Below are 12,675 nucleotides of genomic sequence, written 5' to 3' on the forward strand. Positions count from 1 at the left end.
TCTCCTCCTGTGCCGTTCCTCCTCGATCCGTTCGCCTCCGGGTTCCTGCTGCGCGCGCTCCTCGGAGGCGTGCTGGTCGCCGCGCTCTGCGGCGTGGTCGGCACCTGGGTGGTCCAGCGCGGTATGGCGTTCCTCGGCGAGGCGATGGGCCACGGACTTCTGCCCGGCGTGGCGATCGCGACCCTCCTGGGCCTGCCTCCCGTGATCGGCGCAGCCGTCAGCGCGAGCGTGATGACCGCGGGAGTCGGCGTGCTCGGGCGGCGCCGGCGCTCCTCCCCCGACACCACGATCGGGTTGTTCTACGTGGGGATGCTGGCGCTGGGAGTGATCATCGTCTCGCGCTCACGCTCCTTCGCCACCGACCTCACGGCCATCCTCTTCGGCGACGTGCTCGCGATCGGCGAGAGCGATCTGCTCCTGCTCGCCGCCGCGCTCGCCACGGTGCTCGTCGTGGTCGCAGTGTTCCACCGCGCCTTCGTGGCGCTCGCGTTCGACGAGCGGGTCGCGACGACTCTGGGCCTGCATCCGCGCCGGGCGCACGTCGTGCTGGTGGGGCTGGTGACCCTCGCGGTCGTGGCCTCGTACCAGGCCGTCGGCAGCCTGCTCGTGGTCGGGCTGCTGCTGGCCCCCGCCGCGGCGGCCGGCCACTGGGCGCGCAGCATTCCGTCGACCATGGCCCTCGCGGCCGGCGTCGGCGCCGTCGCCGTGCTCCTGGGCCTGCTCGTCTCGTGGCACGCCTCCACCGCGGCCGGCGCCAGCATCGCCGCCGCCTCCGTCGCGCTCGTCGTCGTCTCGTCCGGCGTGCGCGTCGGCGTCGACCGGCTGCGCGCCTCCGCCCCCGCCCGCCTCCTGAAGGAAGAGCCCTCCCTGCCGTGACGTACCCCTCCCGCCTCACCCTGCTCGTGAGCGCCGCCGCACTCGCCGCGCTGACCGCCTGCTCCTCGACCGCCGCGCCCGCCACCCCCGGCACGCCCGCCGGCGACACCTTCGGCCGGACCGAGGGCGCCAGCGAGGTAAAGGAGGCGCCGCTGCGGCTCGTCGGACTCGCCGACGACGGCGCGCTCACCGCGCTCGACCCGGCGACCGGCGAGTCCTCGACGCTCGCCACACTCGACGCGACCGGCCTCAGCACCGACGGCCGCTACGTCTTCGCCTCGACCGAGGGCGCCCTGACGATCGTCGACGGCGGAGCCTGGACGGTCCCGCACGGCGACCACTCGCACTACTACGTCGCCGAGCCGCGCGTGGTCGGCGAGCTCGACGGCGGCGGCGGAGAGGCGCGGGTCGCGTCGTCCGCGTCGCTCACGGCGCTGTACTTCCCCGGCTCCGGCACCGGAGTGGTGCTCGACGCCGAGGCGCTGAGCCGCGGCGAGATCTCGGAGCTCGGGCGCTTCGAGGGCACCCCCCACGACGGCGCACTGCTGCCGCTGGGCGACCAGGTCGTAGGGAGCATCGACGGCGCCACGCTGACCGCGTCCTCGGGCGAGGGCGAGGACGAGGGCGAGCCGAGCGGTCCGACCGCCCCGTGCATGGGTCTGCACGGCTCGGCCCTCACCCGCGTCGGCGCGGTCTTCGGCTGCTCCGACGGAGCGGTGCTCGCGACCGAGTCCGGCGAGGGCATCGCCTTCGAGCGCATCGCCTACCCGGAGGGGACGCCCGCCGCCGACATCGCGACCGCCTTCTCGGGGCGGCCCGGCCGGCCAGAGGTCGCCGCCGTCGCCGGCGAGCGGGGCGCCTGGCTGCTCGACACCCGCGAGCGCAGCTGGGCCCTGCTCCCCTCGCCCGAGCCGCTGCTCGCGGCGAGCGCCGTCTCGGACGCGGACGGCACCGTCGTCGGGGTCGACCGCAGCGGCCGCGTGGTCGTGCTCGGGCCCGACGGAGTGGCCGCCACGGAGCCGCTGCTGGCTGCCGACCTGGTCGACGGCCGCCTCCCCGACGGCGTGACGATCGAGATCGACGCGGCCCGCGCCTCCGTGAACTCGCCGTCGACCGGGCTGGTGCACGAGATCGACTACGGCGACTCCGCCCGCGTGGCGCGGAGTCTCGAGCTCGGCGCGCGGCACCTCGTGGAGACGGGCCGATGAGGGCCGGGAGGCGGGCAGGGGCGCCCGCCGCCGCCCGCCGCGTCGTGCGCGCCGTCGCCGTCTCCGCCGCGCTCGCGCTCGGCGCACTGACCGCCGGCTGCTCGGGCACCGCCTCGGCCGACGGGCCGCTGATCGTGGTGACCACGAACATCCTCGGCGATGTCGTCGAGGAGCTGGTGGGCGACGAGGCGGAGGTGATGACCCTGATGCCGCCCGGCGCCGACCCGCACTCGTTCGAGATCTCGGCGCAGGAGGCGGCGCGCATCCTCGACGCCGACCTGATCGTGTCGAACGGCTTCGGGCTGGAGGAGGGGCTGCAGCAGCAGGTCGACGCGGCGGCGGAGGCGGGCGTGCCCGTGATCGCCGCGGGCGAGCTCATCGAGCCGCTCGCCTACTCCGACGGCGCCACCGACCCGCACTTCTGGACCGACCCGCAGCGGATGATCGACGTGGTCGACGGGCTCGGCCCTGCCCTCACCGCCGCGGGAGCCGCGCCGGGCGAGCGAGCGACCGCCTACCGCGCCGAGCTGGTCGCCCTCGACGGCGAGCTGGCGGAGGCGTTCGCCGCGATCCCCGCCGAGCGCCGCGTCCTCGTCACCAACCACCACGTGTTCGGCTACCTCGCCGAGCGGTACGGCTTCCGCGTGATCGGCGCCGTGCTGCCGAGCGGGACCACGCTCGCCGCGCCGAGCGCCTCGGACCTGGAGGAGTTGACGCAGGCGATCGAGGAGGCGGGGGTTCCCGCGATCTTCGCCGACGCCTCCCAGCCCGACCGCCTCGTGCAGGTGCTCGCCGACGAGGCCGACGTCGACGTCGAGGTGATCGCCCTCTACACCGAGTCGCTCACCCCCGCCGACGGAGGCGCCCCCACCTACCTCGAGATGATGCGCGCCAACGAGCGTCTCCTCGTCTCGGGGCTGTCCCCCTGATCGACGACCACCACCTCGGAAGGAACCCATGAACCACCGCCACCGCCGCGCCCTCGTCGGCACCGCACTCGCCGCCTCCGCGGCCCTCGCGCTCACCGCCTGCTCGGGCCCGGGAGGCGCGGCGCCCGCGTTGCCCGCCGCCTCCGCCGACACCGGCCCCCGCGTGGCCCTCAGCTACGACGGAGGTCTCGTCGTGCTCGACGCCGCCACGCTCGAGACCGAGGGCGACATCGCCCACTCCGGCTTCGTGCGCCTCAACTCGGCCGGCGACGGGCGGCACGTGCTCGTCTCGACCGACACCGGCTTCCAGGTGCTCGACACGGGCGGCGAGCCCGAGCTCACCGACCTGGTCTTCGACGCGCCGACGCCTGGGCACGTCGTCCGGCACGGCGGAAAGACCATCCTCTTCTCGGACGGTACAGGCGACACCACGATCTACACCTCGGACGACCTGCTCGCGGGCGGACTGCCCGAGACCGAGACGGTGCCGGCTCCCGCCGCGCACCACGGCGTCTCGATCGAGCTCGAGGACGGCACCCTGCTGACCACCATCGGCGACAGCGAGTCGCGCACCGGCGTCCGCGCCCTGGACGCCTCGCGCACCGAGACCGCCCGCAGCGAGGACTGCCCCTCGGTGCACGGGGAGGGAGCGGCGGCCGACGAGATCGCCGTGTTCGGCTGCAGCAACGGCGTGCTCGTCTACGACGACGGAGCCTTCACGAAGATCACGGCCCCGGACCCCTACGGCCGCACCGGCAACCAGTACGTGAGCGAGACCTCGCCGATCACGGTCGGCGACTACAACGACGATCCCGACAAGGAGGGGGTCGAACTCTCGAAGGTCGTGCTGACGGACACCGTCGCGAAGACCTCGCGCGTGATCGACCTCGACTTCGGCTACACCTGGCGCGACATCGCGCGCACGGCCGACGACAACGCCGTGATCCTGGGCACCGACGGAGCCCTGCACACGATGGACGTCGAGACCGGGGCGATCACGGCCTCCGCCCCCGTGATCGACCCGTGGACGGGCCCGATCGAGTGGCAGGACGCGCACCCCGCGCTGACGGTCCTGGGCGACGTCGCGTACGTGACCGAGCCGGCCTCCTCCGCGGTGCACGCCGTCGACATCGCGACGGGCTCGGTGCTCGCCTCGACGACGCTGCCGGGCGCACCGATCGAGATCGCGGTGGCGTCGCGCTGAGGCGCCCCGCCGTGATCGTACCGCCGCTGCGCGGTTCCTCACGGCGGGGCGTCAGCGCATCCCGGCTGAGGCATCCCGGAGGCTCGCAGCGACCGCGGCTCGACGCTGCGGGGCGCTTCGATCGAGGTTCAGGACCGTCCTGTACGACAAATTTCGCTCAGGTACTCGCTCACCGAACCCTCCACCCGTATTGTCCCAGTGTGACCAAACGAGATCTCATCGCCCCACCTCCATCGGATGCCGCGATCGTGACGCGAGGGATCTGACACCCCATGACTAGTCGAAACCTTTTTCGGATCTTCGAGACGGAGGCTGTCGGAAGGAGCCGCCAGGGATCTCGCCGCCGCCGATGGCCGGCCGTTGCGCTGTCAGTCGTGACCTCCATTATCCTCGTCGGATTCTGGATCCACGGAACGCTGCTCGAGGCCCCGTCCCACGACGTGAACATCGTCAACGACACGGCGAGCCCTGTCGATTGGGCATGCTCATGGTCGCACCTCACGCTTTCCCCAGGAGAGACCGGCCAAATTCGCATTCGCGAAAACGGATCCGAGGATTTCGGATGCGTACCTCAGCCAGCATCGCTACGAGAAGACATGTGTCCGGATCTGCAATTCCTGACAGCGAATTCCACCTTTACCGCCACCGAATTCCTGAACCGTTTCCGTTGCCGCGGATAAAAGACCGCTTTACCCTTTCATGAGATTCGTTCAAAACACCTGTATTGAGTCGATTCGGGCACACGTGGCATAACTGAAAGTGACGATTCTCCTAAGAGAATTGATTTAACACAATCGATCTTCGGCAAGAACCATCACGGATGTATCACGGGACAGGTTTCACTGTGGCGGAAATATAGAATCTCTGCGCGAGGGTAGCGCTATTGATGTCGAGGGCGGAACGGATAGTGGGGAAGAAGCCGACGGTGGCTCTCTTCCGTTCCGTTGCCGTCACTCTGGCCTGTCTGCGATGCAATAGCGTCCAGCCTCAGTTGGCGGAGATGGTCGGCGTGTCGCAGCCGACGATCTCGCGGACCATCGCGGCGTTCGTGCCCCTTGTGACGGCCACATTGGTCGACTGCATGCCGACGGTCGATGACCTCGACCCGAACGGCCAGTACATCGTCGATGGCAGGCTGTTCCCTTGCTGGGCCCGGCGAGACCGGCCCGAGCTGTACTCCGGGAAGAACAAGTGCACGGGCATGAATTACACGTCGCCGGCACCCTCGATGGCCACCGTGTCTGGGTTTCCGACCCAGCTTCCCGGCGGTGTCCGCGACGTAAAAGCGCTCCGAGAATCCGGTTTCCTCGATGACCCGGCCGAGGAACCCCGCCACTTCGGAGACCGCGGCTAGAACAGACTCGGGATTTTCTCCCCGAAGAAGAACCTTGCTGGCGGCTAACTCTCCGAAGAAGAGAAACACGTCAACACCCACATCAACCGCATCCGCTACCAAATCGAGCAGGCGACAGCGAACCTGAAGACCTGGATAATTCTCCACACCGACTACCGCCGCCCCTACAGACCCTTCGCCGAAACCATCGCAGCAATCATCGGCGCAGAATTCTACCGGGAAGCATTTTGAATAGGCCTCAATGATCGCACCCGGGTGCACTCGACTATCTTGGCGCCAAAATATCGATCCGGATGGTTTGGTGGCTCTTCGCAATTGAGGGTGTAGCGGTGCGGGTGTGAGGTTGGCGCGTCGGGGCCGGGGACGAGGTCGAGGTCTCCCGAAGATGGAAGTTCCTACACACCCATCCGAAAGACCTGGACGTGCTCCACGCTCCCTTCGGCGGCCCTGACTTCATGATCTTCTGCTGCTTGGGCGAGCTCGGCCTACGCGCCGTCGGCGAATGCCTGGAACTGGACCGGGTGGTCCTGGAATGCCGCGTCGCCGAACCGGACCCGTGGTCCCGGAAATGTGGCGCGCAGGGCGTCGTTCGGGACACTGTCACGCGGGGCCTCGCGGACGAACCGTTCGGCTGGCGGCCCACGATCCTGCTGATCCGGATTCGCCGCTATAGTTGCGCCGGCTGCGGGAAGGTCTGGCGGCACGACACGGCGGCGGCGGCCGAACCGCGAGCGAAGATCTCCCGCCGCGGCCTGCGGTGGGCGGTGGAGGGCCTGGTCGTGGGACACCTCACCGTCGCCCGCGTCGCAGCTGGTCTGGGGGTGTCCTGGCATACCGCGAACGACGCCGTCCTCGCCGAAGGGCGACGGGTGTTGATCGATGACCCGACCCGGTTCGACGGGTCACCACGATCGGGGTCGACGAGTACGTCTGGCGACACACACGCCACGGTGACACGTCCGTCACCGTGATCATCGACCTCACCCCGATCCGCGCAAAGGCGACGCTCTGGATCGCTGCCGCCAACGCATCCAACACGCGACCATGGGTCACCGTAGTCGTTCCGGCGACCCGCTCTACTCGGTCCGGCGCACCCTGCACACCGGGCTGAAGCTGCTCACTGAAAAGCAACGCGCCCGCCTGGAAGCCCTCTTCGCCGCCGAGGAACACGTCGCGGTCGAGATGACCTAGGGGATCTATCAGCGCATGATCGCCGCCTACCGCGACCCCGACCGCGCCGCGGGAAAGACCGCGATGCAGGCCCTGATCACAACGATCAGCAGCGGCGTCCCGACAACACTCGCCGAGCTCATCACCTTGGGCCGCACGATGAAGAAACGAGCCGCAAACATCCTCGCCTACTTCGACCAACCCGGCACCTCGAACGGTCCCACCGAAGCAATCAACGGCCGCCTCGAACACCTCCGCGGCTCCGCCCCGGGCTTCCGCAACCTCACCAACTACATCACCCGCAACCTCCTCAAAACCGGCGGCTTCAGACCCCAACTACACCCTCAATTGCGATGAGCCGGTTTGCCTCCGAGCATCTTCGGGACACCAACGCGGTTGTCTGTGAATACGTTCATCATCCATGTAACCCCAAAGGGTGCGCTCTTCAAGTCGACCCGTAAGAATCTATCGCCAGCGTGCCACAATTCGATGTTTTGCGCCAGAACCCGCGACAGAAAATACACATCACGATATGCTCCGAATTTCTAGCCGAACTATTACGGGGGAAAATGCACCACAGCATCAATTCACGTCAAAAAAGCCAACGATCTTGGCGATCGCTGTAGTCGCAGCATCGCTCCTCGGCATAATTTCGACGCCTAGCTACGCAGCCAACAAGAATACAGCTCAATCCGGTAGCAACCTCGTTGCGGGCCAAGAAATAGCCTCGCCCGACGGGGCATACAGTGCCAAAATGCAGTCGGACGGAAATTTCGTCGTCTACCAAGGATCGACACCGACTTGGAATTCCGGGACAAATGGCAATCCAGGGGCGAAATTTGCAGTGCAGACCGACGGCAACCTAGTCGTCTACAAGAGCACCAACGCCCCGACTTGGTCATCTGGAACAGATGCTACCGCATCGAAGTCAGTGCTCACAATGCAAAATGACGGCAATCTCGTTCTTTATTCCGAAGGCAATGTGGCTATCTGGTCATCTCGAGGCGGACGGACTGGCGCCCACCAGGATCTGCTTGTGCCCGGGCGAGAGCTAAAATCAGGTCAGTATCTGTCTTCGTACAACAATCGCTACAAGGCTCAACTTCAGGCGAGCGGCAGCCTTGTCGTCTCAGACGGGTCGACGCCCGTCTTCTCTACGAAGAGCAGTAACTCGAACGGGGCTCCTCGACTCGCGATTCAGGGCGATGCCAACCTAGTAATTTACGGAGGGAATAACGCAGTTCTATGGACGACATCAACCCAAGGCACGACGTCGAGTCCAACGCTGCGCCTCAGGGATGATGGTGAACTCGTAATTCTGGCGTCATCGACTGTGGTCGTATGGTCATCGAGACTCGGACTCGTCGCACAGGATCTCATGAGTAAATCAGCAACTGCGGATCTCAATCATCGAAACGCCCAGTCGCTTCAGCGGGCATCTCCGCAGATTAGTTCCAACCCTGTGCCGACAGGACTTATAACGAACAATCGCAGAAGCGTCGTGGACAACGAAGATCCGAAGCTCAATCTTCAGCGTGACCTCTACGTCCAGGGTGGAGAGATTTTTACGAGCTTCTCAACTACGATCACCCTCAGTGACATCGTAATTACCGCGTCTTCCGCTACTGCAACTATCGAGGAGGCCACAACTGTGAATCGGTCGGGCTATGCCGCGGCGGATGTTCGCTCAACGAACCTCTACACCCTCGAGCAGAAAGGCGCCTTTCAATTCTCAGACGGCCTGTGGAAACTCGACAGCCTAGGGCACGAGTCGATTTCAGACGACGTCATACCCGTGACAATTCTTCCAAGTAGTTCCGCGCAGGCTAAACAAGCCAGTGGCGAGGTTTCTGCAAAACTGAATCAGCTTCAACAGCATCTCTCCTACTCGCCCGACGCCCTCAAGAACGCAGATGTCGCTGAATCTCTACAAACCCAGAAATCTGAGGAAGCGGGGTCAGTGCAGAAAAATAGTTCATTGGACTCTGCGACAGGGAAAGAAGCCACGTCCCGAAGCGTAGACAACACCGGGTACGCCCCTAATCGTGCGGCCGCTATTCAATACGCGCTCGACCATGCAAGGAATCGGGCCAGCTGGCTAGCTTACAAGAACATGCCGAATGATTGCGCAAATTTTGTCTCTCAAGCTCTCTTCGCTGGCGGTTGGCCAATGCACTCTGGCAACGAAGATAATGAGAATGCGTGGTTTGGAGGCCCCCTGGTTGTGTCAGACAGTTGGGGAAAAGCGCAGGAGCTTTTTGATTACGGCTACCACACCACCGGCCGCTTGCGCTTGGTCCAGAACAGTTCGAGACCCTCAGCAGGCGATCTAACCTTCTGGATTTGGGCTGACGAGCCTGGTGTCAAATATACATTCGATCATGCTTCCATCGTTACCGCGATTGCCCCTAGTGGGGTTCCGCTCTATTCGTACCACACCTTCGATAATCGCAATAAGTCGCTGGTTGCAATTCTGACAAATAATCCGAACGCAATCTATTCTGCGTGGTCTTGGGGATGATGCTTATATCTGCCGCGTGGGAGAGTGCACTGACTCACCGCGGGCCGCACAGTTGACTAGTTCGTCCGCGACCATCTATCGGCCGAATTAGCACTCCAAAAAAGATGGAGGGGCCGCCTCAATGAGGCGCCCCTCCATCGGGCTTCATTCATGCTCGATTCGGACGCTCGATTGACGACTGAATTTTTACGCCTTCGTACTTTTGCTCGCTCGGGCGCCCTGAGGTTAGTTTCGGATCGGCGCACGAGGACAGCACGTTGGGCGCGATCGGCGGTCAGGTCGATGAGGGTAATTACCCGAACGCGGAGCACCTAGTCGCTTTGGATGGCCGGATAATGCGGAGTGGCGGTCTTACGCTGCTCGGGGTGCAGCGAAACGGCGGAGAGGGCTTGAACACGATTGGTCAGCACGGATGCCAGCTAAACCGACTCTATGTTCGGGTTTCGCTGCTTCGGTGATGCACTCACACAGCGGTTCCGCCGCGGGCACGCAGTCGATGTGGACGTTAAGACCAGGCCGGGGCCTGGGCCTGCGTTCGTCCGCGGCCACGCCGGCGTGCGAGGCTTGATGGTCGCCTCCCGCCCCTCCCACTCAGGACACCGTGAACCCTCAGGACACCTCGAAAGCCCCCTCCTTCCCCTGGATCGGCCTGCTCACGCTCGCCGGAGCCGTCTTCGTCTCGGTCACGAGCGAATTCCTGCCGACCGGCCTCATCCCGGACATGTCACGGGACCTCGGCGTGAGCATCTCGCTGACCGGCCAGCTCGTCACGATCTTCGCCGCGACCGTCGTCGTCGCGACGACTCCGCTGACCCTCGTCACGCAGCGCGTCTCGCGCAAGAGCCTGGTGCTGGTGGCGCTCTGCACGATCGCGCTCGCGAACGTCCTGGCGGCCCTCGCGCCGACGTTCGGGCTCCTCGTCGGCGCGCGGATCCTCGGCGGGCTCGCGCACGGCCTCTTCTGGGCGGTCGTCTCCGCCTACTCCGCGCACCTCGTCGCCCCCGAGTACCTCGGCCGCGCCACCGCGATCACGGCCGGCGGCGGCTCGGCGGCCTTCGTCCTCGGAGTCCCTCTGGGCACCGCGCTCGGGCATGCGTTCGGCTGGCGTCCGACCTTCGCGATCCTCGGCGGCATCGTCCTGGTGCTCGCCCTGCTCGTGGTCAGATTCCTCCCCGCCGTCGACCACCACATCCCCCTGCGCACCGGAGAGATCCGCCTCCCCGCCCGCAAGGACCGCACTCTGCCGCGCATCATCGGCGTCTGCGTGGTGATCCTGCTCGTGCTGATCGGCCAGAACACCCTCTCGACGTACATCACGCCGTGGCTTGAGAACGCCTCCTTCGCCCCCGACTCCGTGCCGCTGGTGCTCTTCGCCTTCGGAGGAGCGGGGGCCGTCGGGCTCGTGCTCGCCGGCTTCGCGAGCGACCGGTTCCCCCGCTCCGGCTTCGTCGTCGCAGCGATCGCGGTCGTGCTCGCGCTGGCGGGCCTGGCCGTCGCGGCCGGCAGCGAGGCCACAGCGGCGATCGTGCTGGCCGCCGTGGTCTGGAACATCGCGTTCGGCGGCATCCCGGCGATGCTGCAGACCCGGATGCTGCGCACCTCCTCCTTCCGGCTGCGGAACCTCGCGGCGGCCCTGCAGACCACGGCGTTCAACATCGGCATCGGTGGCGGAGCGATCGTCGGCGGTCTGGCGATCGACGCGAACGGGCTCGAAGTGCTGCCGTGGGTCGCGATCGTGATCGTGGCGCTCGGGCTGGTCGTCAGCCTGTTCGTCGACGCGCGGGCGGCCGCGGCGGGGCGGGCGGAGGCGGGCGGCGTCCGCTGAGGGCCGTCCGGTGAAGAACGAAGGAAGGATCTGCTCCGGAGCCCTCCGGGCCCGCGAGAACAGGCTCGGCTCCTGACATCCCTCCTGCGTTGTTCACCGAACGCGGCCCAGCCACCCTGGCGCCCTCGCTGATCCGGCGGAGGCCGCACGACGTGAACGGCAGCGGCCCGCGGTTCGCCGCGCCGATCGCCGGCACCGTGCTCCCGCCGGTCCGGGTCGCTGCCGTCGAGGGCGCGGTCCGACCGAGCCGCGCTACGCGCACCAGTCGCGCGAGACCCCGTTCACGCTCCGCGAGGTGTCGCCCGCGCCCAGGTCGACGAGCACCGTCGACGTCGCGCTGAACCCCGGCACGTCCGGGTAGTCGTCCGGCTCACCCTCGACCGACACCGCCTCCACCGCGAGGTACTGCCCGTTGGGCGAGAGGCAGATGCTGCGGATCCGTCCCGTCGGGGAGGTGCGGAACACCTCGGAGGTACCGGAGGCGTCGACCCGCACCACCGAGTACTGCGTCGCGCCGGTCTCGGCCGAGTACTCCGCTTCGAGCTCGACGTAGCTGCCGGAGTCGAGGAGCAGGATCTGCACCGGCGAGGCGGTGGCGCTCACCTGCGCCGGCGGCAGCGCGAGCGTCTCGACCGAGCCGTCGGCCAGGTCGATCAGCGACCCGGAGTCGGGGTCGGCGACCACCAGGCGGTTCGCGCCGGGCACGAAGCCGCGCAGCTCGGCATGCTGTCCGAGCGGGCTGATCGAGCCCGGCGTCAGCAGGTCGACCAGCAGCACCGTGTCGTCGAGCGAGTGGGTGACGACGGAGGTGGTGCCCGGCACGAACAGCCAGTCGCGCGCCCGCAGCGGCCCGCCGTCGAAGCCGAGCACCGGCACCGCCTCACCCTTCTGGTCGGTCAGGTCGTACGAGTAAAGAGCGCGGTCCAGCGGCCCTGTCGGCGACTCACCGCTGAAGGTCCAGCCGAGCACGCCCTTCTCGGGCGAGGCGTGCAGCTCGCGCACGGTGCCGCGCCCGGGGAGCGGGATGATCCCCTCCGACCCGGTGTCCAGCGTGAGGGTGCGCACGAGGTTCGTGCCGTCGGGTTCGAGGGTGACGACGACCAGCACGGGGCCCACGACGACGTAGTCCTGGATCCGGTCGGCGGTGAAGAGGACGCGGGTCTCGCCTCCGGACAGCGGCCGGACGCGGACGGCGTCGGGCTGGGACGGGTCATCGGCGGTGCGGTCGAGCGTGAAGAGGTCGGGGTCCTTCGTGGTGAAGGAGGCGCGCAGGTCGGCGGCGGAACCGGTCGCGGCGCTGCGCGCGTCGTCGATCCCGATCTCGTAGGTGGTGGCGTAGCGCAGGGTCTCGGCGAAGGTCAGCGTGAGCACACCACCGTCGAGCGCGGCGGTGTGCGGCGCCGCGGGAGTGACGGTGAGGCGGTCGAGAGCGTCCGGCTCGACCGCCTGGTCGAGGTGCAGGCGCACACGGCCGCCGTCGCGCTCGACGATGCCGTCGGTGCTCACCTCGAGGGAGGCGACGCGCGGGCCCTTCGCGACGGTCGCGGCGGTCAGCCCGCCGACCGCGAGCACGAGCACGAGCACGACG

The 12,675-nt window shown here is 67.1% G+C and carries 8 protein-coding genes and 1 pseudogene; 8 read left to right on the forward strand and 1 reads right to left on the reverse strand.

The window, feature by feature from the left end; genetic code table 11:
• Positions 1-9 precede the first annotated feature (9 nt).
• The 8 genes and pseudogenes from aztB (at position 10) to GSU10_RS14460 (ending at position 11,087) form a co-directional block, all read left to right on the forward strand.
• On the forward strand, positions 10-876 hold the full coding sequence (aztB, locus tag GSU10_RS14425) for a zinc ABC transporter permease AztB (protein WP_068213722.1): 867 nt from the start codon (positions 10-12) through the stop codon (positions 874-876).
• Positions 873-2,084, forward strand: coding sequence for an ABC transporter (locus GSU10_RS14430; protein ID WP_132505287.1), 1,212 nt, complete (start codon positions 873-875; stop codon positions 2,082-2,084). Before aztB ends, GSU10_RS14430 begins: the two co-directional genes overlap by 4 nt.
• Positions 2,081-3,013, forward strand: coding sequence for a zinc ABC transporter substrate-binding protein AztC (gene aztC / locus GSU10_RS14435; RefSeq protein ID WP_132505284.1), 933 nt, complete (start codon positions 2,081-2,083; stop codon positions 3,011-3,013). The genes GSU10_RS14430 and aztC overlap by 4 nt, the downstream gene beginning before the upstream one ends.
• A gap of 28 nt (positions 3,014-3,041) precedes the next feature.
• On the forward strand, positions 3,042-4,217 hold the full coding sequence (gene aztD / locus GSU10_RS14440) for a zinc metallochaperone AztD (protein ID WP_132505281.1): 1,176 nt from the start codon (positions 3,042-3,044) through the stop codon (positions 4,215-4,217).
• Between the two features lie 925 nt (positions 4,218-5,142).
• The gene (locus tag GSU10_RS14445; protein ID WP_132505278.1) at positions 5,143-5,571 is read left to right on the forward strand and encodes a hypothetical protein; all 429 of its coding nucleotides are present in this window, start codon (positions 5,143-5,145) and stop codon (positions 5,569-5,571) included.
• Between the two features lie 455 nt (positions 5,572-6,026).
• Positions 6,027-7,098, forward strand: a pseudogene (locus tag GSU10_RS14450) (transposase).
• 397 nt (positions 7,099-7,495) lie between these two features.
• The gene (locus GSU10_RS14455) at positions 7,496-9,262 is read left to right on the forward strand and encodes a bulb-type lectin domain-containing protein (RefSeq protein WP_158286144.1); all 1,767 of its coding nucleotides are present in this window, start codon (positions 7,496-7,498) and stop codon (positions 9,260-9,262) included.
• A 601-nt stretch (positions 9,263-9,863) separates the two neighbouring features.
• Complete coding sequence (locus GSU10_RS14460; protein ID WP_068212378.1) at positions 9,864-11,087, forward strand: MFS transporter; 1,224 nt, start codon at positions 9,864-9,866, stop codon at positions 11,085-11,087.
• Between the two features lie 252 nt (positions 11,088-11,339).
• Here GSU10_RS14460 and GSU10_RS14465 read toward each other — a convergent pair whose 3' ends face one another.
• Positions 11,340-12,671, reverse strand: a complete 1,332-nt coding sequence (locus tag GSU10_RS14465) for a YncE family protein (RefSeq protein WP_068212375.1) — start codon at positions 12,669-12,671, stop codon at positions 11,340-11,342.
• Positions 12,672-12,675 lie beyond the last annotated feature (4 nt).

The sequence above is a fragment of the Rathayibacter tanaceti genome (assembly GCF_009834165.1).
Taxonomy (GTDB): domain Bacteria; phylum Actinomycetota; class Actinomycetes; order Actinomycetales; family Microbacteriaceae; genus Rathayibacter; species Rathayibacter tanaceti.

Excerpts from the sequence above, each read along its gene's own strand:
- aztC (WP_132505284.1), top strand. The coding sequence starts at position 2,081 with ATGAGGGCCGGGAGGCGGGCAGGGGCGCCCGCCGCCGCCCGCCGCGTC.
- aztD (WP_132505281.1), top strand. The coding sequence starts at position 3,042 with ATGAACCACCGCCACCGCCGCGCCCTCGTCGGCACCGCACTCGCCGCC.
- GSU10_RS14455 (WP_158286144.1), top strand. The coding sequence starts at position 7,496 with ATGCAGTCGGACGGAAATTTCGTCGTCTACCAAGGATCGACACCGACT.